The sequence below is a fragment of the Citrobacter arsenatis genome (assembly GCF_004353845.1).
Classification (GTDB): domain Bacteria; phylum Pseudomonadota; class Gammaproteobacteria; order Enterobacterales; family Enterobacteriaceae; genus Citrobacter; species Citrobacter arsenatis.
On sequence record NZ_CP037864.1, the window covers coordinates 2022794 to 2048288 of the forward strand.

The 25495-nt window shown below is 50.4% G+C and carries 22 protein-coding genes and 3 tRNA genes; 15 read left to right on the forward strand and 10 right to left on the reverse strand.

What is annotated here, in order from left to right; genetic code table 11:
* Window positions 1–16: 16 nt before the first annotated feature.
* The 5 genes from E1B03_RS10635 to E1B03_RS10655 form a co-directional block, all read right to left on the reverse strand.
* Window positions 17–1795 carry an aminopeptidase P family protein gene (locus E1B03_RS10635; RefSeq protein ID WP_133086170.1) on the reverse strand — a complete coding sequence of 593 codons (1779 nt, stop codon included), beginning with the start codon at window positions 1793–1795 and terminating at the stop codon, window positions 17–19.
* A 15-nt stretch (window positions 1796–1810) separates the two neighbouring features.
* On the reverse strand, window positions 1811–3265 hold the full coding sequence (locus E1B03_RS10640; RefSeq protein ID WP_103771430.1) for an AMP nucleosidase: 1455 nt from the start codon (window positions 3263–3265) through the stop codon (window positions 1811–1813).
* A gap of 118 nt (window positions 3266–3383) precedes the next feature.
* On the reverse strand, window positions 3384–4700 hold the full coding sequence (gene shiA, locus E1B03_RS10645; RefSeq protein ID WP_133086171.1) for a shikimate transporter: 1317 nt from the start codon (window positions 4698–4700) through the stop codon (window positions 3384–3386).
* Window positions 4701–5130: 430 nt separating this feature from the next.
* Window positions 5131–5769 carry a winged helix-turn-helix transcriptional regulator gene (locus tag E1B03_RS10650; protein ID WP_133086172.1) on the reverse strand — a complete coding sequence of 213 codons (639 nt, stop codon included), beginning with the start codon at window positions 5767–5769 and terminating at the stop codon, window positions 5131–5133.
* A 96-nt stretch (window positions 5770–5865) separates the two neighbouring features.
* A complete protein-coding gene (locus E1B03_RS10655) occupies window positions 5866–6555 on the reverse strand; it encodes a helix-turn-helix domain-containing protein (RefSeq protein ID WP_246044151.1) in 690 nt (229 codons plus the stop codon).
* A 452-nt stretch (window positions 6556–7007) separates the two neighbouring features.
* Here E1B03_RS10655 and E1B03_RS10660 point away from each other — a divergent pair, with 452 nt between their 5' ends.
* The 6 genes from E1B03_RS10660 (at window position 7008) to E1B03_RS10685 (ending at window position 13927) form a co-directional block, all read left to right on the forward strand.
* Window positions 7008–7547, forward strand: coding sequence for a fimbrial protein (locus tag E1B03_RS10660; protein ID WP_181012813.1), 540 nt, complete (start codon window positions 7008–7010; stop codon window positions 7545–7547).
* A 54-nt stretch (window positions 7548–7601) separates the two neighbouring features.
* Window positions 7602–8345 carry a fimbrial biogenesis chaperone gene (locus E1B03_RS10665; protein WP_246044152.1) on the forward strand — a complete coding sequence of 248 codons (744 nt, stop codon included), beginning with the start codon at window positions 7602–7604 and terminating at the stop codon, window positions 8343–8345.
* Window positions 8299–11049: a fimbria/pilus outer membrane usher protein gene (locus tag E1B03_RS10670; RefSeq protein WP_246044153.1), complete on the forward strand. Its 2751-nt coding sequence runs from the start codon at window positions 8299–8301 to the stop codon at window positions 11047–11049. Before E1B03_RS10665 ends, E1B03_RS10670 begins: the two co-directional genes overlap by 47 nt.
* 15 nt (window positions 11050–11064) lie before the next feature.
* A complete protein-coding gene (locus E1B03_RS10675) occupies window positions 11065–12411 on the forward strand; it encodes a fimbrial protein (protein ID WP_133086173.1) in 1347 nt (448 codons plus the stop codon).
* Window positions 12411–13139 (forward strand): fimbrial biogenesis chaperone, encoded by a 729-nt coding sequence (locus tag E1B03_RS10680; protein WP_133086174.1) that lies wholly within the window; start codon window positions 12411–12413, stop codon window positions 13137–13139. The genes E1B03_RS10675 and E1B03_RS10680 overlap by 1 nt, the downstream gene beginning before the upstream one ends.
* Before the next feature lie 161 nt (window positions 13140–13300).
* Window positions 13301–13927, forward strand: a complete 627-nt coding sequence (locus E1B03_RS10685) for a helix-turn-helix transcriptional regulator (protein ID WP_103771425.1) — start codon at window positions 13301–13303, stop codon at window positions 13925–13927.
* 224 nt (window positions 13928–14151) lie between these two features.
* Here E1B03_RS10685 and E1B03_RS10690 read toward each other — a convergent pair.
* Window positions 14152–14227 (reverse strand) — tRNA-Asn (locus E1B03_RS10690).
* Window positions 14228–14553: 326 nt separating this feature from the next.
* Here E1B03_RS10690 and nac point away from each other — a divergent pair.
* Complete coding sequence (nac, locus tag E1B03_RS10695) at window positions 14554–15471, forward strand: nitrogen assimilation transcriptional regulator NAC (protein WP_103771418.1); 918 nt, start codon at window positions 14554–14556, stop codon at window positions 15469–15471.
* A gap of 101 nt (window positions 15472–15572) precedes the next feature.
* Window positions 15573–16523 (forward strand): HTH-type transcriptional regulator Cbl, encoded by a 951-nt coding sequence (cbl, locus tag E1B03_RS10700; RefSeq protein ID WP_103771417.1) that lies wholly within the window; start codon window positions 15573–15575, stop codon window positions 16521–16523.
* A 56-nt stretch (window positions 16524–16579) separates the two neighbouring features.
* On the opposite strand, the gene E1B03_RS10705 is transcribed toward cbl, so the two are convergent.
* From E1B03_RS10705 to E1B03_RS10715, 3 genes are all read right to left on the reverse strand, one after another.
* Window positions 16580–16918 (reverse strand): hypothetical protein, encoded by a 339-nt coding sequence (locus E1B03_RS10705; protein ID WP_133086175.1) that lies wholly within the window; start codon window positions 16916–16918, stop codon window positions 16580–16582.
* Between the two features lie 224 nt (window positions 16919–17142).
* A tRNA-Asn gene (locus E1B03_RS10710) sits at window positions 17143–17218 on the reverse strand.
* A 99-nt stretch (window positions 17219–17317) separates the two neighbouring features.
* Complete coding sequence (locus E1B03_RS10715) at window positions 17318–18805, reverse strand: EmmdR/YeeO family multidrug/toxin efflux MATE transporter (protein WP_133086176.1); 1488 nt, start codon at window positions 18803–18805, stop codon at window positions 17318–17320.
* A gap of 160 nt (window positions 18806–18965) precedes the next feature.
* Between E1B03_RS10715 and E1B03_RS10720 the strand changes: the two genes are divergently transcribed.
* Window positions 18966–19041 (forward strand) — tRNA-Asn (locus tag E1B03_RS10720).
* A 96-nt stretch (window positions 19042–19137) separates the two neighbouring features.
* On the opposite strand, the gene fhuE is transcribed toward E1B03_RS10720, so the two are convergent.
* A complete protein-coding gene (gene fhuE, locus E1B03_RS10725; protein WP_103771414.1) occupies window positions 19138–21324 on the reverse strand; it encodes a ferric-rhodotorulic acid/ferric-coprogen receptor FhuE in 2187 nt (728 codons plus the stop codon).
* Between the two features lie 349 nt (window positions 21325–21673).
* Between fhuE and hinT the strand changes: the two genes are divergently transcribed.
* The 6 genes from hinT to ycfP are packed head-to-tail and all read left to right on the forward strand — an operon-like array spanning window position 21674 to window position 25470.
* A complete protein-coding gene (gene hinT, locus E1B03_RS10730) occupies window positions 21674–22033 on the forward strand; it encodes a purine nucleoside phosphoramidase (protein ID WP_016156204.1) in 360 nt (119 codons plus the stop codon).
* Window positions 22034–22035: 2 nt separating this feature from the next.
* Window positions 22036–22410, forward strand: a complete 375-nt coding sequence (locus E1B03_RS10735; RefSeq protein ID WP_103771413.1) for a YcfL family putative periplasmic lipoprotein — start codon at window positions 22036–22038, stop codon at window positions 22408–22410.
* Between the two features lie 22 nt (window positions 22411–22432).
* Window positions 22433–23065 (forward strand): penicillin-binding protein activator LpoB, encoded by a 633-nt coding sequence (gene lpoB / locus E1B03_RS10740; protein ID WP_103771412.1) that lies wholly within the window; start codon window positions 22433–22435, stop codon window positions 23063–23065.
* Window positions 23046–23870: a thiamine kinase gene (gene thiK / locus E1B03_RS10745; RefSeq protein ID WP_103771411.1), complete on the forward strand. Its 825-nt coding sequence runs from the start codon at window positions 23046–23048 to the stop codon at window positions 23868–23870. Before lpoB ends, thiK begins: the two co-directional genes overlap by 20 nt.
* A gap of 10 nt (window positions 23871–23880) precedes the next feature.
* Complete coding sequence (gene nagZ / locus E1B03_RS10750; RefSeq protein ID WP_123266939.1) at window positions 23881–24906, forward strand: beta-N-acetylhexosaminidase; 1026 nt, start codon at window positions 23881–23883, stop codon at window positions 24904–24906.
* 21 nt (window positions 24907–24927) lie between these two features.
* Window positions 24928–25470, forward strand: coding sequence for an alpha/beta hydrolase YcfP (gene ycfP, locus E1B03_RS10755; protein ID WP_003030817.1), 543 nt, complete (start codon window positions 24928–24930; stop codon window positions 25468–25470).
* Window positions 25471–25495 lie beyond the last annotated feature (25 nt).

The window sequence follows — 25495 nt, forward strand, 5'->3', positions numbered from 1 at the left end:
TGCCTTTTTTATTGTATTAATTGGCCTGAACGCGAATCGGCGCGGTGGCGGCGAATAGCCACGGACGTGCCTCTGCGTTCACGCGAGGGGATAACGTCTCTCTGACCTGCTGGTGGTAATCATCAATCCACTGCTTCTCTGTATCGCTGAGCAGATGCAGTTCAACCAGATTCAAATCAATCGGCACCAACGTCAGCGTTGAAAAACGACAGAAACCAGGACGACTGTTGATAATCTCCACCTGATTCTCAATACGGATCCCATATTGCCCGGCCAGATAATAACCCGGTTCGATGGTAATGATATTGCCTGCAACCAGAGGCCAGGGGTTTACTTTTTTGGCAATGCGATGGGGCTGCTCATGAATAAGTAGCTGATGGCCGACCCCGTGTCCTGTTCCATGATCAAAATCCAGCCCTAATTCCCACAGCGCCCGACGACTAAAGGCATCCAGTTGGTGGCCCTGAGTACCGACAGGAAACTGCAGCGAGATAAGCGACAAAAAGCCTTTCAACACGGCGGTGTAATGCAGACGACGCTGCGGATCCTGCGGACCAAACGCGAGGGTGCGCGTCGTATCCGTCGTACCATTGTGGTACTGGCCGCCTGAATCATTCAGATACATGGCCTGAGAGGTAATTGGCGTATTGGTTTTTTCGCTAGAGTGGTAATGGCACATTGCCGCATTGCTGGCAGAGGCCGAAATCGTGCTGAAGCTTTGCTCGATAAATCCCGGCTGCTGCTGGCGAAATTCCAGTTGCTTCGCCTGCGCTTCCAGTTCGGTGACCGGATTGCCTGCCGCTTCGCGCAAGGGGACTTCATGCGTAAGCCATGCGAGAAAGTTAACCAGGGCTGCGCCATCCTGTTCATGGCATTCCCGATAGCCCGCCAGTTCAATGTCATTTTTGTGCGCTTTCATTAGGGTGATGGGATCGGGGGCCCATAAGACTTCGCCGCCGTGTTCTTCAATGGCAAAACGCAACGCAACCGGGGCGTAATCTTTATCGACCAGGAAGCGCTTACCATTGGCCAGTTGCTGGCAGCGCGCAATGAAACTCTCTTGTGGGGCCAGAGTAAGCGTATCCAGCAGCGATGCGGAGAGCTGCTGGGTTTTGTTGCTATCCACAAACCATTCCAGCTCGCCGCTGCGATGGAGCAGGGCAAACGAAAACGGCACCGGCACCATGGCCAGATCCGAACCGCGTACATTCAACAGCCAGGCAATGTTATCCGGCAGGGTGATCGCCAGAACGTCGGCCTGGTGTTGCGTGAGCTGCTCCACGACACGGGCACGCTTTTGCGAACTGCTTTCCCCGCTGATTTCAATGAGCATTTCGCGAATGATGCCGCAGGGGGCCGCCGGGCGATCATGCCATACCTGGTCGAAAGGATCTTGCGCAAGAGGCACCAGTTCGCAGTGCGTGGCCGAAAGCGCTTCAAACTGACTGTTGACCATCAGCAACGGTTCAAAGGCGATACGCGCGCCCGCTGTAACATGAGCCTGCAAATAGTCGGCCAGCGGTTCATCATGTAAATGGTGAATTTCAAAATCATCCAGCGAGACTTCATTGCGCACCTGGACCTGATAACGTCCATCGACAAACATTAATGCGCGGTCGCGCAGGACCAACGCGAGCCCCGCCGAGCCGCTAAAACCGGTCAGCCAGGCCAGTTTATTATCATGCGGCGTACAATCTTCGCTTTGGTGAGCGTCGGCGCGCGGGACAATCATGCCATCCAACCCCTGCGCTATCAGCAGGTTGCGCAGGGCGGAAAGAGGAGTTGAGTTGTGCATAGTTACCTTCAGGCCTTAACGGAACGGCGGTTCGTTGAACGTACGTAATTTACGGGAGTGCAGTCGGTCGCCTTCGGCGCGAAGACGATCGATAGCCCGGATACCTATTTGCAGGTGCTCGGAAATGGCACCTTCATAAAAACGGTTGGCTTGGCCTGGCAATTTGATCTCGCCGTGGAGCGGTTTATCGGAAACGCACAGCAGCGTGCCGTAAGGGACACGGAAGCGGTAGCCCTGAGCGGCGATAGTGGCGCTTTCCATATCAATAGCCACCGCTCGGCTGAGGTTGAAACGCAGCGCAGAAGCGGAATAGCGTAGCTCCCAGTTACGATCGTCGGTGGTGACGACGGTACCGGTACGCAGGCGCTGTTTAACCTCTTCGCCGGGCATGCCGCTGACTTCTTTGGTGGCGTCATACAGTGCGCGCTGCACTTCCGCAATGCTCGGAATCGGAATATCCGGTGGTAGGACGGCATCCAACACGTGGTCGTCACGCAGATAAGCGTGGGCCAGAACATAGTCGCCAATCGCCTGACTTTCACGCAGGCCGCCACAGTGTCCAATCATCAGCCAGACGTCAGGGCGCAATACGGCCAGATGGTCGCAAATGGTTTTAGCATTAGACGGGCCAACGCCGATATTGACCAGCGTGATCCCCTGACCGTCGGCGGTGATTAAATGCCATGCGGGCATCTGGTGTTTCTTCCAGGCGAGATCGGAGATAGCTTCCTCCGGCGCTTCAGTTTCCGCGGTGATCCAGATCCCGCCCGCGCATGACAGCGCGATATACGGGCTGTCCGGGTCGAGGATTTGGCTGCAGCCCCAGCGCACGAACTCATCGACGTAGCGAGTGTAGTTGGTGAACAGTACAAAGGGCTGAAAATGTTCAACCGGCGTACCCGTGTAGTGACGTAGTCGTGCCAGCGAAAAATCTACCCGTCGGGCATCGAAGTGCGACAACGGAGAGAATTCTGCTGGATGATAGGTGCCATCCGCAGTTTCATCGCCAATCTGTGACAGTTCGGTAGTGGGGAAATGGCGCGTTAATCCGGCGCTCATCGAGCGGTCGAGGGTGAGTTCAGAGCCGTCAATGACATACGGATAGGGAATTTCATGCAGCGATGGCTCGACGGAGATATGTGCATCATAGTCCTGATACAGCAGCGTGAGCTGTTCTTCCAGATAGGGACGAAAAAGCGACGGACGGGTAATCGTAGTGGTGTAGCTGCCCGCGTGGGTAAAACGGCCATAGGCGCGGGTTTTCGGGGGATTGGTGGCGCTGCCATCCCAGGTGACACAAAGCGATGGGTAAACAAAAAGACCATTATGGCGGGCGATTACGTCAGGGAGGGTCCCTGTTTCAATATACTTACCAATGGCGCTACGCAGTGCTTTAACCGACTGCTCGTACAGCGCGTCCAGTTTATCCAGCGCCTGAGTTGGGGTCAGGCTGGAGCCCTTATTGTTCATGTCTGTCTCCTTGTTCCACAGATGTACTGCTCTCCCGATAGTATGTCACAGGAATATGAAACAAAAGTCAGACGTTGAGGAAGATTGTGCGAAGACCGGTCGGCCTTCGCATCATGACTTAACCGTGCTGTTTATCCCGCATCAGCAAGGCAGTGGTAGCGGAAATAAGACACCCGGCCATCAGATAAATAGCCACGCTGTGCCAGTCTCCGTCCGAGAATGTCACCAGTGCGGCAGCGATGAAGGGCGTAAAACCGCCGCCGACTACGCTTGCTACCTGATAACCAACGCCTGCGCCGCTGTAGCGATAGCTTGCGCCAAACAAACCGGTAAACATAGGCTGCTGCACGCAGACCACCATATCGTGGGCGATGTTGGCTAACATAATCGCGAAGAACACTATCCAGAAAATAGACTGTGCCTCCAGCGCCATAAAGAACGGGAAGGCGCTCAGCGTCCCCACCAATGCGCCGGTAATGTAGACGCGCCGACGACCAAAACGGTCGGCAAGCCAGGCAAAGCAGGGGATGGTCAGACAGCTCAGTCCGCCCACTAACAAACCGATATTCAGAAACAGTTCGCGGGGCAGGCCCAGGTTCTGTGTGGAGTAATTAAGGGCAAACGCGGTGACAATATACATCGTCAGCAGTTCACATAAGCGCAGGGCGATAATTTTTAAAAATGCGCCAGGATGTCGGATTAACGCTTCGACCACCGGAAGTCGCTTTTTCTCAGGTTGCGGTGCCTGCTGTTGCTGTTCGAATTCGGCTGATTCATCCATGCGGTTACGCATCCACAATGCCCCCAAAACCAGCACAATGCTGAACAGGAACGGAATACGCCAGCCCCAGCTCAGGAACTGCTCATCGGTGGTTTGCGAGCTAATCAGCGAGACCAGACCGGTAGAAAGCAGCAGCCCGACGCCGTAACCAACCTGCACACCACTGCTGTAGAAGGCTTTTTTGTTTTTCGGTGCGCTTTCGACCGAGAGTAACGCCGCCCCGCCCCATTCACCGCCAACGGCAAACCCCTGGATAGCGCGCAGCGTCACCAGCAGCACAGGTGCCCACCAGCCAATGGTGTCAAAGGAAGGAATAATCCCTATCAGCGCAGTGGCAATCCCCATCATCCACACGGTGAGCATCAGCATACGTTTACGACCCAGGCGGTCGCCGAAGTGGCCGAAGATCACCCCGCCTAGCGGGCGGAACAAGAATCCGACGCCAAAGGTGGCGAACGCGGCAAGTGTTCCCATCGCCGGACTAACCTGCGGGAAGAACTCGCGATTAAAGACCAGCGCGGCGGTGATGCCATAAAGCAGAAAATCATACCAGTCGACCACGGCGCCCGCGAAGCTACCAAGCGCAGCGCGTCGGGCACGGTGAAGCGAAGAGGCGTCCTGTTGGGGACCCGTGGAAGTGAGGGTGGAATCCATAGTTATCCTGTCTGTACGGTCTTTTAGTTATTAGTATTTAGGTTGGGTTACACACATTGCAGTCGATATATTAACGACCGTTATGAGATTACCGCGACAGACGCGAAGAGAAAACGATTATCTCTCTCATCACAGGACAAGATGAAAAATAAGACGAATGCGTATTCAGGAGTCTGGCCTGAGTGGATGGGGCGTCAAAGAGATCTGGTGGTCTACTCAGGCCAAATATAGAGGTTTGTGGCGATGTTGAGCCGGCTCGAACAGGTCGCGCTAACCGTACTCACCGTCATTGATGAGGAGGTATCCAGGGAGACAGTACGCAGAGATTAAACCGATCTTTTCCCTGCGGCCAATCTCATATCCTGCAGATGGTGCTTTATAACGTTAGGCATATTTTATCTGCTTATTCACAGGGGGAGGATGCCTCAAGTCAGAACTTAGCGGGGAGCTTATTAAGACTGATGAGGACCCCTCGATGCAATTCAATATAGCCTCCAGCCTTCAGAGAGGTGAGTATACGCATGATCCCACTCCGTGATAGCTGTGTTTTTCCCATAATGTAATTTACCGCTGTGATGGATTTTCTGTAGGTCTCATTTTCGGACATTAACTGCAACAGCAGAAACTTAATGAGTTCATATGAGGTGGGGGCGCTCATTTGCTCATTGATAATATACAGCTTATTAGACAGCACCATCATATGTTGTGCGACAGGTTTCCAGAGATGATGTTCTTCAATGATTTCAATGGCCTTATCTAAAAGCATAACGCCAATAGTTGCAGGCGTTAACGTTTTTATATAGGTGATAATATTTTCGCTAGCGATATAATTTAGACCAAACAACGTGGGTGCGCTGGCTGTTAAAACCGCAATGTCATTTCTATCACGGTGATACGCAACATATCCTTTCAGCAGGAGATAACAATAGTATTTACCGCCTGAATGTGGATAAAGACGTTTACGGGTTGAAACATTTTTTATTTCACAATGTGGTTCTAATTTTTCGATTATGCTCTCTGTAAAAGGAGAAGGGGTCATTAATTTTGTGTTCCAGAAACTATCATTCATCTTTCTATCCTGAACTGCATTGATTTATCCTTATATGATAGCGTATTAATAAATAATTTGACTCCTTACAGAGGAATTGCGTAATTTGATTATAAATCAATACTTTGGTGGTAGTGATTTAAGTTCTACGAGAACGCCTTTTTCTATGGTAAGTAACCCTGCACTTCGCAGATCGCTAATGATACGCATAATGTTGCTGCGCGAAAGATAGGTTCTCTCTTTTATGTAATTAGCGGCAGTGATGTTGGCGCGAAAGCCGGGTGATTCATGCATTAACTGGTTTAACTGGAATTTTATTATGTCATAAGAAGACATTTGCACAATCATTGTGCAATGTTCAAAAATGCGTGATGACGTATAAATGAGTAAAGCGCAGGTACTTTCCCAAAGAACAAATTTTTCCACTAAGAGATTAAATCTTTCCAGAGGCAGGCGGATTAACACAGACTTCTCCAGAGCCCGAATGTAAAGGCGGTCACCATACGCAGACTGATTACTGACGCCCATGATAAAAGGGGATCTTTCACTGTTCAGCACCATTCCGTCTCCTCTTCGGTTTAGGCTAATGCTGCCGCTCTCCAGTAAATAGCAGTAGCGTCTTCCATTGATCTGGTAACGTAAAACTTCGCCTTTTACTGAGGTGATTTTTTCACCGTAAGGACTCATAGAATCCATTAATGTCCGAATGTGTTCCAACGGCTTTTTAGCTAACGTCGAATTTAAATAGTCCGAAGGGATGTCTTTAATATCTATTGAGGTCAATTTTAATATCTCTGCCAAAATCATTGGAAAAATCTTAGTGAGATCTAGTATGTGATTGGTTTTTTATATTTAGAATATAAAAATATGTTCTTTTTGGACTCTGGGTGTAACATATTTTTAATGTTTTAACTGAGAATTATTTCTCTCGATGACCGTTACTCAAAAGACTTAATGCCTGATAGGCCAGTGATTTTCTTTTGTTAAACCAGTGTTAAAAGCAGAGTCCAAGAAGAATAAATATAAAAATTGCCACGTTAAAATTGTTTCTATAAATTACCGTTTAGCAAGTGTGTTATTACCGCCAGGGAAACAGTCAGACTCAGGAAAACGCGATAAAAATTTACTTATAGTAATGCTTCTACAGGTTAGTGATATTTGTATAAGAGCAGCGTAGGCCCAATGTTTTTATGACATGAGTCATCCCGGATGTCACTCGCTAAAACAAGCGTTGAGTTTTTAATTAAGGAATAAATAGCATGAACAATAAATTTATAGCTGTCGCTTTTACCACCGCAGCCGTATTAGGTACTGTTTCTACTACCGTATATGCTGATAATACTATTAAGTTTCAGGGTGAAGTTGCAGATCAAACCTGTACTGTAAATGTGAATGGTAATGCGTCTTCTCCTCTGGTTTTATTGCCAACCGTTCCTGCCTCATCTTTGACCACCGCCGGAACAACGGCAGGCACGACTAATTTCACAATTGATATTTCAGGATGTACGGCTTCAACTTCCGATACCGCGATTAAAACCATTTTTGTCGGTAATAATCTGACCAGTAATGGTCGTATGGGAAACACTGGATCTGCAACAAATGTCTCTTTACAGCTGGTCGATCCAGCAACGCCAGCGACCCCGCTTGATCTGACGGGTCAGACTGGTGCGCCAGGGTTAAATCTGGTGGCAAACGCAACGTCGGCCTCTCATGATTTTGCGGTGCAGTACTACTCCGAAGGTGCTGCAACAGCGGGTTCTGTGCTGGGTAGCGTTCAATACGCTATTTCTTACCAGTAATCGTGTCACCCCTTCTGATGAATCAGAAGGGGTGTTTATGAAGAGAATTTTAAAATGACTATGAGAGCATTTTGCCGACTTTTTATTTTTATCCCGGCTTGCATTTTGATGCTCTGCTCGCCGGTGATGGCGAGCGTTGTGATGCTAAATACCAGGGTTATTTATCCGGCAGATACTCAATCTCAAACGCTCCAGTTTTCTAATAATGACAATATTCCATATGTGATGCAGGTGTGGTCCGATGTGAACGATCCTGCTTCTACACCAGATAAAACCAATGCTCCCTTTATGTCGGTTCCGGCTCTCTTTCGGATTGAACCACATACCGGACAGTCAGTCAGGCTGATATTTACTGGTAAAGATTTACCTCAGGATCGTGAGTCTTTATTTTATCTTAACTCAGTACAGATCCCTCCAAAAAATGCGATTAAGGGCAGTCAGAACCAAATGTCTGTTATTCTGCGTAATCGCATGAAGATATTTTATCGACCAAAAGATATTGTGGGTAATCCGGATAGTGTTGCCCAACAGATCCATTTCTCGTTAAAAGAAGAAAGTGGTCGCTGGAGGGTAGTTGCGGAAAATACGTCTGGATATTATGCCTCTGTCATTACCGCCTCTCTTGTGACAGGCACACAAAATATTCCAATCCAGGCCAGTATGATTCCACCAAAAACAACGGTAACCTGGCCGGTAAATAAGAAAGGACAGTCGATATCAGCAGCAAGTAAATTGAAGTTCACACTAATTAATGATTATGGTGGCCAGACTTACGCGCAGGCGGATCTCGTCAGATAAGATTTACCCCGATAAAAATTTTTTGACGGATTTTTATATACAGGGGATAGGGATGAATATGATTAATAAAAACCCCCCTCAGGATGATTTTTCTAAAAACAAAAATATTGTTGCTTTAGGCCTGCCTTTTGAATGTAAAACCCGGCTTAAACCATTGGTATTGCTTCTGTGGATGATTACACCGCTCATGGCTTCTGCATCGGATGCGCTCGTTTCTGCAAAAACAGATCAGTTTGAGTTTGATAACAGTATGTTGATTGGTGCGGCTAAAGATCAAAATATTCTCGCTCGTTTTGATAAAGCGGATTCGGTTGCGCCAGGAGAGTATCAGGTCGATATTTTCATCAATGGGAATTTTTATAATCGCCAGGCAGTATTATTTTCTGCAGATAAAAAAAATCAGGTTTCTCCCTGTTTTTCTCGCGAGCAACTTACGGCTATTGGAATTTTGCCTGGAAGTATTCAGGCCAAAGATGATCATGATGCTTGCCTGCGGGTGACTGAACATGTTCAGGGGAGCAGCGCTCAGTTTGATTTTTCCCAACTGCGTCTGAATATATTGATCCCGCAGGCGCAGATGATGCGTTCGGCGCGCGGGGCGGTGCCGCTGGAGAGTCTTACCGCAGGCGACACCGTATTATTTACGAATTATGACACCAACTTTTATCGCACCCAGGCAAGCGGTAATTACAACAGCGATTCGACTTATCTTGGGCTTAATTCCGGGATAAACCTCGGCTTATGGCAACTGCGCCAGCTATCAAATTATACCCGTTATTCTACGAATAATGGTCCGGACAGCAGCCATTGGAAATCAGTACGAACCTATGTTCAGCACCCCATCCCGGCAATCAACAGTGAATTGACGTTGGGTGACAGCTATACCTCTGGAAGCTTTTTCAGCAGCCTTGGCTTTCTTGGTATTCAACTGGAAACCGACGATCGCATGATACCGGAATCCCAACGTGGCTATGCTCCGACAATTCGTGGTATCGCCTCGACAACGGCTAAAGTCACGGTCAGTCAATCGGGTACCCAAATCTATCAGACGACCGTTGCGCCAGGCGCCTTTGTTATCGACGATCTTTATCCGACCAGCTACGAAGGTGATTTGGTTGTCGAAATTCAGGAGGCGGATGGACGCGTGTCGTCATTTACCGTTCCCTTTGCGGCGGTACCAGGCTCTATGCGGCCTGGTCGCTCGCACGTCAGCCTTTCGGCAGGCCAGGTACGGGATATTGGCGATAGCGATGATATGTTCGCTGATGCCACCTGGCAGACCGGCCTGACTAACGCCATCACCACTAACTCAGGGGTACGTATTTCCGATGGCTATCAGGCTTTACTGGGTGGGGCTGTCTTTGCCAGTGAACTCGGGGCATTCGGTGTTAATGCCGTTTATTCTCGGGCGAATATGTTCGGTGACTACCTGACTGGTTGGCGATTCGGTACTAACTATAGCCGCACGTTTGTACCGACGTCCACGACCCTGGCTCTGGCGGGTTATCGATATTCAACTCAAGGTTATCGCGATTTAACCGACGTATTGGGGATTCGTAGCGCGGCGAATAGCGACAGTACATGGACGTCAAGCACCTATGAACAGAGAAACCAGTTTGTTGTGACACTAAGTCAGGGGCTTGGTCAGCTTGGGCAGGCCTATGTTTCAGGTTCAACCACGACCTACCGTGGCGGCCGTGGTCGCGATACGCAGTTTCAGGTTGGCTACTCCAATCATTACAACTCGCTAAGTTACAATCTTTCAATGAGTCGGCAGCAGACAGGGCGCACACGGTATGGCGTGCAGAATATAAATGTTAATGATGGCAGTGATACGAGTAATAGTCGTACAGAGAATGTTTTTATGTTTTCCGTCTCACTCCCACTGGGGGCCGGGTCGCGCTCCCCGATTCTGACGACCGGATATAGCCATCAGTCTGACAATGGCGGTCACGATAGCTATCAATCATCGCTGACGGGGACCCTGGGGGAGTCACAGAACACCGCCTATAGCCTGAATGCCGCTTACGATAATGGCGGTAGCGGCAGCAGTGCGGGCGCCAGTCTTACTCAGCAACTTCCCTTTGCAACTATCGGAGGAACTCTTTCGCACGGCAAAGGTTACACCCAGTATGGCGCAAGCGCGCGTGGCGCGGTGGTGGCCCATGCTGGTGGCGTGACGCCTGGGCCATATTTATCCGACACCTTTGCATTAGTTGAAGCGAAGGGAGCCAGCGGTGCCGAAGTAGGAGGAGGAATGGGGGCGACGATTAACAATTCAGGTTACGCGCTTGTCCCTTCGGTGGTTCCTTACACCTTCAACGATATTACTCTGGATGCTAAAGGAATCAGTAATCCGAACGCTGAGCTGGTAGACAACCAACAACGCGTTGCACCTTATGCTGGATCGATGGTGAAAGTGCGCTTCAGAACGCTTGAAGGGTACGCCCTTTTAATCAGGCTTGCAGCGGGAGGAGAGGAGCCGTTACCACTTGGTGCCGACGTTTACGATAGCAAGAATCGGGTTATTGGCCTTGTGGGGCAGGGTAATCAAATTTATGCGCGAGCATCTAGCCGACAAGGCACGCTGAAGATCAAATTGGGCGATGCCGCTGCCGGGCTGTGCCTTTTGAATTATGACCTTCGTGGCCAGGAAATGAACAAGTCAATGTATCACCTGACGCTGCCGTGTCGCAGGAATTAATGTGGGTAACAGCTAATGAAAAAGAATCTCTTTATGCCAATGCTGCTGGTCGTTGGGATTGGCTTGCCGCAGCTCTCCTGGGCAATGTGCTACCGTATCACCGGGACGAACACAAACTCGGCCTCAAACTATTATACCGAGCCGGGGAAAGGGACGGCCGCCTCCTGGGATGGGATGCCGGATGGCGCTGGCTCTATAGGTACGCTGCCGACTGTGGTTAATATCAATAACAGCGCTTTTCAGCCAGACGGAACGCTGTTAGCCACGGGGATTGTGCCGATGGTAGGGAACCAGATCTATAACCCGGAGCAGATCCTGTTTCGCTGCCAGGCAGGTGATATTAATAATCTTTATGAATATTACGCGACCAACGGTGATTCAACTTATGCGGGTCACGTTGAGGTCGGGACGGCTGCGGGCTTGCCGCAAAGCTACCAGACTTATGTCCCCGGAATGGCGCTGCGCGCAACAAATATGCTGACAGGGGAGTATTACAGCCGTTACTGGAAGGCCCGACAGCTTACCAATCTTGATACAGATTCGCAGGGTTGGCTTTTGGTGAAAGCGAAGAACTTCAGCAATACCAAAGTGGAGTTATTTCGCCTCAGTACCAGCGCAGGCGGATGGGGGGCTACCAGTACCGGTATTTATCCCCAATCGCAGCCTGCCACTTATATCGCTTTTAAGGGCCCTGGATTTTCTAACGGTTTAAGCGTGGGGGCAGATTCTAACTCGCAATATGATGGCTGGTATGGCTACTGGCCGGGGGGCGTTAATCTCTATAACCGTCTGTATATCCGCCGCTCTGCAACCTGTGTCGTTAATAATGTGACGCCATTAGTCCTTTTCCCGACGATTTCCGTCTCCCAACTGCAGGCGGGGGCAACAGTACGACAGCCGATTAATATCTCATTTAACTGCCAGACAGGCAGCCCGGCGAACAGCGGGGTTACATCATTCACGAGTGGTGTCGCGGCCAATCAGACTGCAATGGGTATTCTGGTCAATCCGGGTAATGCGGCAACGGCTGCGTCATTAGGTCTGACGTCAGGGTCTGGTGTCACTTATTTGGTTTCAGATAACTACGGTACGGATCCTTCGGTCGCTACCGGAGTAGGTATTCAGATAAGCAGAACCAATGGGACGCTGCTTAATTTACTCAGTTCGTTAAGTGGTTCGGTATTGGGTGGGAATGCTGCGGGCTGGTATCCGCTTCTGGATGATGCTGTAGGCGGGGGCGTGGTTAGTGGGGTGACGACCTACAACAAAACGTTAAATGCGACCCTGAAAGCGTTGCCTGGAAAAACGGTTACTGCAGGTAAAGTAAGCGCAACCGCTCAAGTCATTATCCAGGTGCAGTAATGAACAAAATAAGCATAGCGGTTGCCGGTGTGTTGATGCTTTTGCTGAGTAGACTGGTGTTAGCCGGTGTGATGGTGGAATCATCTCGGGTGGTCTTTTCCGCAGCGGACCCAGAACGTACGTTGATACTATTCAATAGTAATGCATACCCGGTTATCGTCCAGAGCTGGGTTGACGATGGCTCACCAGACGGTACGCCGGAAAATGCGATCAACTCCCCGGTCATGCCGCTGCCCGGTATTTTTCGTCTCGAGCCTGGAGAGAGGAAAAGTCTTCGGTTACTGGCTACACAGATGCCGCTACCGACCGATCGTGAGGTGCTTTACTGGCTTAATATCTATGAAATCCCCCCCGCGGATGCCCGCCTGCCAAAAGAGGCGATGCTGGTAAAAGTAGCGGTACGCTTACAGTTGAAGCTGTTCTGTCGCCCAGCGCATCTGGAATTGTCCGTGGATGATGTGGCGGAGAAACAGCAGTTCAGCATTTTTCGCCAACCTGGTTTGCTGGCGCTGAAAGTGACAAACCCCACGCCGTATTACGCCACTTTTGACAGCGTTGAGGTGACTGATGGTAGCGAATCGCAGCAGGTTAATGTTGGTATGTTGGCACCTTTTGCCAGTAAAACACTGCGGCTCAATGGGAATCAGATGGACTTTCCCAAGAAGATCCATTTTTTGCTGATTAATGATGATGGGAATCGTGTAGAGAGAAATGACACCCTAAGATAAATGTCTTAATGAGGCACTATTCAACCAGCGGATAGCTGATTTAAAAGGGAGATATGCGCGGTATTTGTTATCTCTTTGAACAGGGCATTCTTTTAACAGCAAATTCGGTTATTGATAATCCGTCTCAGTTGGGAAAGATTAATTAAATTTCGGTATAGCTAATGATTAATATTGTAATAAAAGAACCGGATGTATTATTTCAGAGTGGGTTGGCCTCGCTTTTTACTGAGTTCTTTTCCCATGAGAATAAAAAAATTGATTTCAATTTTAACTTCACGTCAGCAAGTGCTAAAGCGGCGGATATCATTGTGCTTTCGTTATGTCCCGGAGAGTCTTTTACTTGTTTTCCTGAATTACAGGAGCGTAAAAAAGGGGTTGTGATTGGCTTTATCGATGATGATCTCCGTGTCTCAGTTCAGCCTTCTTGTTTTCAGGATATTATCTTTATTTCTCGTCGTGCACCCGTGGCGCAGGTGCGCACTGTTCTGAATGCTGCATGGCGAAGGACGCAGCAGGTAGGCTATCGCCAGTCATCCGTCTCATGTTTCGAATGCCAGCAACAAACGTTTTCACCGCAGCAGATCCGTATCATGGCCGGTTTATATAAAGGTATGTCGGTCATGCAAATTGCAAATGAGTTGATGATTAGTGATAAAACGGTATTTGCACATAAATATACGGCTATGAAAAAATTTAATTTGCACAGTGATTATGAACTGTTGCTATTACTCAATAAGATGATAGAGAGGAACGATTGGCACAAATATTTTCACGGATATATGAAGTGATAATATCAAGGAGCAATGTGCTGTGTTTTTACATTCAGGAGGAATTATTTCATTTCAAGGAGTGGCAACCGAACTGATAATCCTCGATCGTACCTTGCACGATGATCTGGCATGGTATCAGCGTCTGCCCATTAGGTGAGCGGGCGAGGCAATTATGGATATCTCGCTGCTGGGCCTTGAAAAGCAAAAAGCCTGCTTAGTTTCCTAAGCAGGCTTCTTAAATATGGCTCCTCTGACTGGACTCGAACCAGTGACATACGGATTAACAGTCCGCCGTTCTACCGACTGAACTACAGAGGAATCGTTTGAACGAGGCGCATATTAGCGAGGGTGATGGGGCTTGTCAAAGGGGTAAATACATTTGTGCGTTCGTTTGCTGACAAAATCAGCAAAGAGGCGATCTTTCCGTCTTTTTATGCTTTTGCCCCATTCTGGTGCGCGTCTACCTCTTCCAGGGCAGTCAGAATAAGCCATACAGTTGAACATAATGTTCTTCCTGCACCTTTGCTCCTGACTTTACGGGGCTTTAGCCGCAAAACACCGTTTCAGAAGAAACTGGCAAGCATCTTGCAGTACTGAACTCAATGACTGCCAGCACGGGTTCTGGTATTCCGACAGGAGGCAAAATGAACTTCAGACGACTGAAATATTTCGTAAAAATCGTCGATATTGGTAGCCTGACCCAGGCAGCGGAAGTGTTGCACATTGCGCAACCCGCACTGAGCCAACAGGTTGCCACGCTGGAAGGCGAACTTGATCAGCAACTGCTGATTCGTACCAAGCGCGGCGTCACGCCGACGGAAGCGGGGAAAGTGTTATATACCCACGCCCGGACGATTTTACGTCAGTGCGAACAGGCGCACCTTGCGGTCAATAACGTGGGCCAGACCCTGGGGGGACAGGTCTCTATTGGCCTTGCGCCAGGTACAGCGGCGTCATCCATCACTATGCCGTTATTACAGACAGTACGAGCTGAACTGCCCGATGTGCTGGTCTATTTGCATGAAAACAGTGGGGCGGTGCTGAATGATAAGCTGCTCAGCGGGCAATTAGACATGGCGGTGCTCTATGAGCGTTCGCCAGTGGCAGGTATCAGCAGCCAACCGTTGCTTAAAGAGGATCTTTACCTGGTCGGGACGCGTGAGTGTCCGGGGCAAAGCGTCGATTTAGCCGCGGTGGCACAGATGAATCTGTTTTTACCGCGGGATTACAGCGCAGTTCGCCTGCGCGTGGATGAAGCTTTTTCGCTGCGTCGCTTAACGGCGAAAGTGATTGGCGAAATTGAGTCTATTGCCACCTTAACGGCTGCCATTGCCAGCGGTATGGGCGTTACTGTGTTGCCCGAATCTGCTGCCCGTTCATTATGCAATGCAGCAAACGGCTGGATGGCGCGGATCACGACCCCATCAATGAATCTGCCATTATCGTTGAACGTCTCAGCTAGAGGAAGTTTGTCGCCTCAGGCTCAGGCCGTGAAGGAGATCCTGTTGTCGCTGGTTAGTCGTCCGGCACTGGAAAACCATGAACTGCAGCTGGTCAGCTAAACCTTATTCCCATGAGGAATAAGAAACAGGTTTTTATTATTTGTTATGCCGGGCATCAGACTTTAACAATAGCGTAATGTCTGATGTGCCCGGAGCGAAAAGTGAATTTCCAGCAACTGAAAATAATCCGCGAGGCGGCCCGCCAGGATTACAACCTGACGGAAGTCGCGAATATACTGTATACCTCGCAGTCGGGCGTCAGCCGACACATTCGTGAACTTGAAGATGAATTGGGCATCGAGATTTTTATCCGTCGCGGTAAACGCCTGCTGGGCATGACCGAACCGGGTAAAGCCTTGCTGGTTATTGCCGAACGTATTCTGAATGAGGCCAGCAACGTTCGTCGTCTGGCGGATCTGTTTACCAATGACACGTCCGGGGTTCTGACGATCGCCACCACGCATACCCAGGCTCGCTATAGCCTGCCTGCGGTGATTAAAGCCTTTCGTGAGCTATTCCCTGAAGTGCGTCTGGAACTCATCCAGGGTACGCCGCAGGAAATTGACGTGCTGTTGCAAAATGGTGGGGCTGATATCGGGATCGCCAGCGAGCGACTCAGCAGCGATCCACTGTTGGTCGCTTTTCCGTGGTTTCGTTGGCACCACAGCCTGCTTGTTCCTCATGAGCATCCTTTAGTGAAGACTTCTCCTCTCACGCTGGAATCCATCGCCCACTGGCCGTTAATTACGTATCGTCAGGGGATTACGGGACGTTCCCGTATCGATGAGGCGTTTGCGCGCAAAGGATTAGTGCCGGATATTATCCTTAGCGCCCAGGACTCGGATGTGATTAAAACCTATGTGTCATTGGGGTTGGGGATTGGGCTGGTGGCAGAACAATCCAGTGGTGAGCAGGAGGAGGGGAGCTTGACTCGTCTGGATACCCGCCACTTATTTGACGCGAATACCGTCTGGCTGGGCCTGAAACGCGGGCAACTGCAGCGCAACTACGTCTGGCGTTTCATTGAGCTATGTAACGCAGGGCTATCCGTCGATGAAATCAAACGTCAGGCAATGGAACCGGATGAAACCGTGATTGATTATCAGATATGATCGCAAAAGCCCGCGAGCAAGCGGGCTTTCAGACGGCGCGGGAGCAGAACGCAGCGTTATCTCAGCGTTTCCAGCCTCAGGTCCTGAGTGGGCACCCGCGACAATATCGAACAAGACACCGCCCGGCCCGAATCCGCATAGATAAACTGAAATTCATTCTTCACCGAAAGAATATCTCTGTTCGTGAACGTATAAAATTTATGACTCTGACTGCGTCGGGCATCGGAAATATAAAAACTATTATTTTCCCACAGTACGCTGACGTGCTGGAACAGATGAAATGTCACCTCCGCCCAACCTCTATCGGGACAACGTAGCGTTACTTTCTCCCCGGCCATCGTACATAGCGGCAGCAGCAATAAAGTGGTCAGCGTTGTTTTCGTCAGTATAGTCATGGGTAATTTTTGATCTCATCCAAATATCGTTGCCCGATAAGATAATCAACCACGACATTAACGCATTGGATCATAGAGACATTTTGCATAAGCAGACGGACATTCCCGCCCGCTGCCACGATGGAAAAGTTAGGCGGTGGTGTGAAGCGCTCTATCTGGCCTGGAAAATGGCATCGCAGAAAAGCAAAAAGCCTGCTTAGTTTCCTAAGCAGGCTTCTTAAATATGGCTCCTCTGACTGGACTCGAACCAGTGACATACGGATTAACAGTCCGCCGTTCTACCGACTGAACTACAGAGGAATCGTGTGAACGAGGCGAATATTAGCGATGCTACTCCGCGTTGTCAAAGCCTGAATCGATAAATTCAATCGTTTGCCGAAATATTCCCCATTTCGCCGCTTATTCAGACGCAACGGGTTGTTTTATGCACTTTTCACGTTCGGGGCGCGGGTATTTCCACAACCAGCGCCCCGTGACCATACGCCAATAAAATAATGCGGCGCGCACGGCCCAGTCGAAGAACATCCCTAACCAAACGCCGACTACGCCCCATCCTAATACGATCCCCAACGTGTAACCCGCCACGACGCGACAGCCCCACATGCCCAACATCGATACCCACATAGCAAAACGTGCATCGCGCGCACCTTTAAAGCCAGCGGGTAATACCCAGGAAGCTGCCCATATCGGCATAAATGCCGCATTGAGCCAAATCAGGATGACTATGACCTCTTTTACATCCTGATCGTGGGTGTAAAATGAGGCCATTACCCCAGCAAAAGGGGCGGTTAGCCAGGCGATGGCAGTTAAACCGATCGTCGACAGCCAGAACACATGGCGTAACTGGATTTCAGCCTGTGCAATCTGGCCATTTCCCAGGCGCCTGCCGGTAATAATCGTCGACGCGGAACCTAAAGCATTCCCCGGCAGGTTGATGAGCGCGGCAATAGAAAATGCAATGAAGTTCCCGGCAATGACGCTGGTTCCCATGCCGGAGACAAACATCTGCGTTAACAGCTTACCGCCATTAAACAGCACAGACTCAATACTGGCCGGAATACCTATCCCCATAACCTCCCAGATAATGGCGAGGTTGAGCGGCTTAAAATAGCTTTTGAAGGGAATTCGTAATGCCGGATTAAAACCAATCATCAGTACCCAAATAATGGCGATCGCACCGATGTAGCGTGATATGGTCAGCCCGAGTCCGGCCCCCACGAATCCCAGTCCTTGCCAGGAAAAGATCCCGTAGATCAGGATGCTGCTGATGATGATGTTCAGAATATTCATACCGCCGTTAATCAACAGCGGAATTTTGGTATTTCCGGCTCCGCGGAGTGCGCCACTACCGATCAACGCAATGGCTGCTGCCGGGTAGCTGAGTACCGTTAGCTCCAGATAGGTGAGTGCCAAAGCTTTAACATCGGGCGTTGCTTCACCCGCGACAACGTCAATAATCTGCTCACCAAAATAATGAATGACCGCAGCCAGCACGGTAGCAAAAATCGTCATGATCACCAGCGATTGTCTGGCCGCGGCTCTGGCCCGTCGACGATCTCGCTTGCCGAGGCTAAATGCTACAACCACCGTGGTTCCCAAATCGATGGCGGCAAAAAACGCCATGATGACCATGTTGAAGCTGTCGGCGAGGCCGACCCCTGCCATTGCTTCTTTTCCCAACCAGCTTACCAGGAAGGTACTCAGAACCCCCATCAATAGCACACAGGTGTTTTCCAGAAAAATAGGGACAGCAAGCGGAGTGATTTCGCGCCAAAAGAGAACCTTATAACTCTTGCGTTTGGCATACCAGGGCGTGCGGGAAGCGACCTGGCGTAAGGCAGCGGAGACGTTCAAAGTGGACCTTAAAGAAGAAAGTTGAAACCTCATTTCAAATGATGAGGGAGAATCCAAAAAGCTGCAAAGTTTTTTCCATTTAAAATGTCTGGAAATGCAACAAACTGTCGAGAGAAGCATCAATTGATACTTATTCGCGGAAATGGGGTTTGACAAAAATTTTTTCGCCGCTAAGATACGACTCCACACCGATTCCTCTGTAGTTCAGTCGGTAGAACGGCGGACTGTTAATCCGTATGTCACTGGTTCGAGTCCAGTCAGAGGAGCCATATTTAAGAAGCCTGCTTAGGAAACTAAGCAGGCTTTTTGCTTTTTCAGCCCAGTGCATCCACCTGACCGGCAGGTGGAGCGTGATGTGTTTCGAATTAGAATTGATAGCTGGCGGTGACGCTGACGTTGCGCGGCTCGCCATAGACGATAGAACCGTCAATATTAGTGTCGTAGGTTTTATCGAACAGGTTATTGAGGTTACCCTGCACAGAGAAGTTTTTTGTTACCTGGTAACGGGTGAACAAATCTACCAGAGCGTAGCTTCCTTGTTCCGCGCGGAATGTGCCAAAAGGCGTGACCGTATCGCTGTAAACGCGATTCTGCCAGTTAACCCCTCCGCCGACGGTCAGTTCCGGCATAGCCGGCAGGCGATAACGGGTAAACAGTTTTACTGTGGTTCGCGGCAGGTTCGGGTTCACCGCATTGCCTTCGTTGTCTTCAGCAACATAGCGTGTCGCGCCAAACGTCATCTGCCAGTTATCGGTGATCGCACCGTTAACTTCGAATTCGACCCCTTTGCTGACCGTACCATTCATCGCTTTATAGGCCGTGTCGCCATTGCTACCGGCGATTGGCACGCCGGTTGATTGCGCCACGTTATCCTGTTCGATGCGGAATACTGCGAGGGTGGTGGTTAAACGACTGTTCATCCAGTCGGACTTCAGGCCAAGCTCATAATTGTTGCCGGTAATGGGGGAGAGATATTTACCGGAACTGTCGCGCTTGTTCTGTGGTTGGAAGATTGAGGTATAGCTGGCGTAAGTAGACCAGTTATCGTCAATGTCATACACCAGACCCGCATACGGCGTGGTGTGGTTTTGCTCCATACTGTAGGTCAGGGTGTCGATACGCCAGTTGGTATAACGCGCGCCGACGATCAAGTGCAGCGGGTCGGCCAGCGAAATACGCGTTGCGGCGTAGAGCGATTTCATGTGCGTGGTATCGTCCTGGGCCAATGACTGTGGGCTCCAGTTGGTTTCCGGGAAATTACCATCGAAGGTATAGAAACTGCCGATTTCGTTGGGGAATACGTTCGCCCACGAGCTTTCATAACGGTTATTCTGTTTACTGTAGCTGCCGCCGAGCATCAGATTATGCTGACGACCAAACAGGTCGTAACCGCCGTCGGCGAACAGATCGACGGCATCCACTTTACGTTTGCCGCTGTTCCAGCCGGTTCCACCGACGTAGTCATAGCCCGGACCATAACTGCCGTACGGGCCAATCAGCGTGCCGTCGGCCTTGTTGACATAGGCATCGACGTACATCATTTTGCTGTCGAATTTGACCTCAGAGTGGGTGGCGTTCAGGGTTGCCTGCCAGGTATCGGCAAAACGTTGTTTGACGGTGACAAATACTTTATTAATGTCTTTATCGTTATATGCCCAGTCCGGCGCAGTACTGCGCGAACGATCGTAGCTGTTTTTACTGCCATCGGTATTCCAGCGCGGCAATCCACCCCAGGTTGGGCTGTTGATATCAATGCGCTGGTATTCATATCCGGCAGACAGGCTGGTGGTGTCGCCCAGATCGGCATCGACAATCCCGGAGAAGAACATTTTTTCGTTATTGTAGCGATCAAGCCATGAGTCGTTATTCTGGTAGCCCGCCACGATGCGACCGCGCACGTTGCCGTCTGCCGTCAGTGGGCTTTGCAGATCGGTCACATAGCGTTGTTTATTCCAACTGCCATATTCCGCAGAAACATTACCGGTGAACTCGCGGCTGGTGGCATGCTTTCGGATCATGTTAATGGAGGCGGAGGGATTACCCGTTCCGGTCATCAGCCCGTTAGCGCCTCGGACTACTTCGACTCGCTCAAAAAGGGCCGTGTCGGAAAGGGCGTCACCGAGATTCCAGCGGGATTCAAAATAGGTCGGGATCCCATCGACCATATAGTTATCAATCTGAAATCCGCGAGAATAATAGCTACTGCGATCTGAATCCGCCTGGCTTTTGCTTATCCCCAACGTGTTATCCATCACATCGCCCAGCGTTTGCAACTGCTGATCCTCCATGCGCTGCTGGCTGACAATACTGACCGATTGCGGAATATCGCGCTGCGTCATCTGCATTTTGGTGCCAGCGGTCGTCGATTTAACGCTGTAATCCTGCTCCTCGCTGGCTGCGGCTGGCGCAGAACCTTCAACTACCACTGTCTCTTCATCAGGGGCTGCGAGGCTGGTGGAAGGCAATAGCGCTAACGTAATGCAGGCTGCCAGTAAAGAAGGGGCAAGCCCCGGCTGGCGTTGAATATTCCCGTTGAGTGTTGTGAAAGACATCAAAAAGTCCTTGATAATTATTAATATTAAGTTCGAATCACCGGTGGTTGTGATGAACCCTTTGGTTGTAAATGATTAAGTGCGCATGTAAATACAAATGCGAAATATACGCATTAACATTCAACGTGTAAACAGTTGCTACGTGGAAAATGAAATATTGTTTCAGTACTATGCTTAAGCAATAGCGATGAGAAATGGTTATAAGAACAGCAGTGGCAGAGGTTTTTGCTTAAATAATCGAGGGTTAAAGTTGAAAGAGCGTGAGTAACTCGCTCATACTCTATACTCGCAGAGTTACCCGGCGTAGCATGGCATAACGCTTGGGCTGTTAATGAAAAAGGAAAACGTCGTGGCAGAAGAAACTATATTCAGCAAAATTATCCGTCGTGAAATTCCGTCGGATATCGTGTACCAGGATGAACTGGTCACCGCGTTTCGTGATATTTCCCCTCAGGCACCTACGCACATTCTCATTATTCCTAACGTTTTGATCCCAACAGTCAATGATGTAACGGCGGAGCACGAGCAGGCGCTGGGTCGCATGATTACCGTTGCGGCGAAAATCGCCGAGCAGGAAGGCATTGCTGCGGATGGGTACCGTTTAATCATGAACACCAATCGTCATGGCGGTCAGGAGGTGTATCACATTCATATGCACCTGCTGGGTGGCCGTGCGCTTGGCCCAATGCTTGCGCATAAAGGTCTGTAAGCATGACCAGAGGATGCCTTGCACTTTCACTGAGCTTGCTGCTATTGGCTGGCTGTCGAACACATCCTGAAATTCCGGTAAGTGATGAACAGTCACTGGTGATGGAATCAACGATTCTGGCGGCGGGCATCACAGCAGAACAGCCGACGTTAACCACGTCTGATATTCAGGCTTCGGCATCCTCGCGACTCTATAACGAAAGACAAGAACCCGTTACCGTTCATTATCGGTTTTACTGGTATGACGCCAGAGGGCTGGAAATGCACCCTCTGGAAGCGCCGCGCAGCGTGACTATCCCGGCTCGTTCGTCGGTGACGTTGTACGGCAGCGCCAATTTTTTGGGGGCGCACAAGGTTAGACTGTATCTTTATTTGTAAGGGGTGAATCTTGAAGAACAAAATGAATCGCTACGCACTGATTGCCGCGCTGGCGATGTTTCTTTCTGGTTGTGTGGTGCAACGTGAACCCGCGCCGGTAGATGAAGTGAAGCCTGTGCCGGAACAGCCCGCGCAGCCGCAACAGCCGGTGCCGGTTGTACCAACGGTGCCAACCATACCGCAGCAGCCGGGGCCGATCGAGCACGAGGACCAAACGGCGCAGCCGACGCCACGTCAACGCCACTATAACTGGAACGGCGCTATGCAGCCGATGGTCGGCAAAATGCTGCAGGCTGACGGCGTTAAAGCAGGAGGCGTTCTGCTGGTTGATAGCGTCAATAACCGTACTAACGGCTCGTTGAATAGTGGTGAAGCCACCGAGACCTTGCGTAACGCGCTGGCGAATAACGGTAAGTTTACTCTGGTTTCCGCCCAGCAACTGGCTGTTGCCAAGCAGCAGTTAGGCCTGTCGCCGAACGACAGCCTGGGAACGCGCAGCAAAGCGATTGGTATCGCCCGGAACGTTGGCGCACAGTATGTGCTCTATTCCAGCGCATCCGGCAATGTCAATTCACCCGCGCTGCAAATGCAATTAATGCTGGTACAAACTGGCGAGATTATCTGGTCAGGTAAAGGTGCCGTACAGCAACAATAACCGACTGACGCGCGACGAAGTGTTGTCGCGCTATTTCCCGCAGTATCATCCCGTCGCAGCCAGCCAGAGCGGCCTGAGCGGCGGGAGCTGCATCATCGAACATCATACCCATCGCTTAGTGTTGCGCTGTCATCACGACCCCGACGCGCCGGAATCACATTTCTTACGCCACTATCATGCGTTAAAACTTCTGCCAGAAAGCCTTGCGCCGCGCCCCCGTTTTTATACGCGTGGGTGGATGGCGGTGGACTTTTTTCACGGCAAGGTAGAATCCAGATTACCGGACGCCGACGAACTCGCTGGCTTACTGTATCATCTGCACCAGCAACCCCTATTGGGCTGGCGAATCAGTTTGCTGCCGCTACTTGAACAGTACTGGCAGTGTGGCGATCCGGCGCGTCGGACGCCACACTGGCTGCGGGCGCTGAAGCAGCTACGTAAACACGGTGAGCCTCGTCCTTTGCGTCTGGGGCCGCTGCATATGGATGTCCACGGTGACAACATCGTGCGTACAGCCTCAGGGCTACGGCTGATTGACTGGGAATATGCCGGTGACGGTGATATCGCCCTGGAGCTGGCGGCGGTATGGGTTAGCGATGAATCCCAGCACCGGCAGTTGGTTAACGCCTACGCCCAACAATCGCACATTGAGCAAAACACGCTGTGGCGACAGGTCAGGCGATGGCGGCCCTGGGTAATGATGCTAAAGGCGGGGTGGTTTGAGTATCGCTGGCGACAAACCGGCGATCGACAATTTATCAGGCTGGCCGATGAAACCTGGCGGCAGCTAACAATGAAAGGATAAGGAGAGCAGTGTGGGCCCAGTAATGTTGGATGTTGAAGGGTATGAGCTGGACGCTGAAGAGCGTGAGATTCTGGCGCATCCGCTGGTAGGTGGGTTGATCCTCTTTACCCGAAATTATCATGACCCGGAACAGTTGCGTGAACTCGTGCGCCAGATCCGCGCGGCATCGCGCAATCATTTGGTGGTGGCGGTAGATCAGGAAGGCGGGCGCGTACAGCGTTTTCGCGAAGGATTTACGCGTTTACCCGCGGCCCAATCCTTTGCCGCGCTGCACGGTCTGGAAGAGGGCGGCAAACTGGCTCAGGATGCCGGATGGCTAATGGCCAGCGAAATGATCGCAATGGACATCGATATCAGCTTTGCGCCGGTGCTGGATGTGGGGCATATCAGTGCGGCAATTGGCGAGCGCTCATATCATGCCGATCCGCTGAAAGCGCTGGCTATGGCAACCCGCTTCATTGACGGTATGCACGCCGCTGGCATGAAAACTACCGGTAAACATTTCCCCGGACATGGGGCGGTGACGGCGGATTCACACAAAGAAACGCCAACCGATCCACGCTCAGAAGCGGAAATTCGGGCGAAAGATATGTCCGTGTTCCAGACGTTGATTACGGAAAACAAACTTGATGCCATTATGCCTGCGCACGTTATCTACAGTGACGTGGATCCGCGTCCGGCGAGCGGGTCGCCGCACTGGCTAAAAACGGTTCTGCGTCAGGAGCTTGGCTTCGATGGCGTCATTTTCTCCGACGATTTGTCGATGGAGGGGGCGGCGATAATGGGAAGCTATGCGGAGCGTGGTCAGGCATCTCTGGATGCAGGTTGCGATATGATCCTGGTCTGCAATAATCGTAAAGGAGCGGTCAGTGTGTTAGATAATCTGTCGCCGATCAATGCAGAACGTGTTACACGTTTGTATCATAAAGGTTCATTTTCACGTCAGGAACTGATGGATTCGGCACGCTGGAAGACGGTAAGTGCCCAGCTCAACCAGCTTCATGAGCGCTGGCAGGAAGAGAAAGCAGGTCATTAACGCAAGTTTGGCGAGGATGCGATGATTATCTATTTACACGGTTTTGACTCTAACAGTCCGGGCAACCACGAAAAGGTGTTGCAGCTGCAGTTTATCGACCCGGACGTCAGGCTGATTAGCTACAGTACGCGGCATCCTAAACATGATATGCAGCATCTGCTGAAAGAAGTGGACAAAATGCTGCAACTTAATGTGGACGACCGGCCGCTGATTTGTGGTGTCGGGCTCGGGGGGTATTGGGCTGAACGGATTGGTTTCCTGTGTGATATTCGTCAGGTCGTGTTTAATCCCAATCTGTTCCCGTATGAGAACATGGAAGGAAAAATCGACAGACCTGAAGAGTATGCAGACATCGCGACAAAATGCGTGACCAATTTCCGTGAAAAGAATCGCGATCGCTGCCTGGTTATCCTGTCACGTCATGATGAAGCACTTAATAGTCAGCGCTCGTCTGAAGAGCTGCATCATTTTTACGAGATAGTGTGGGATGAAGAACAGACGCACAAGTTTAAGAATATCTCGCCACATTTGCAGCGCATCAAAGCGTTCAAGACGTTAGGTTAATCCTTATTGAGCGTTTAAAAAAACA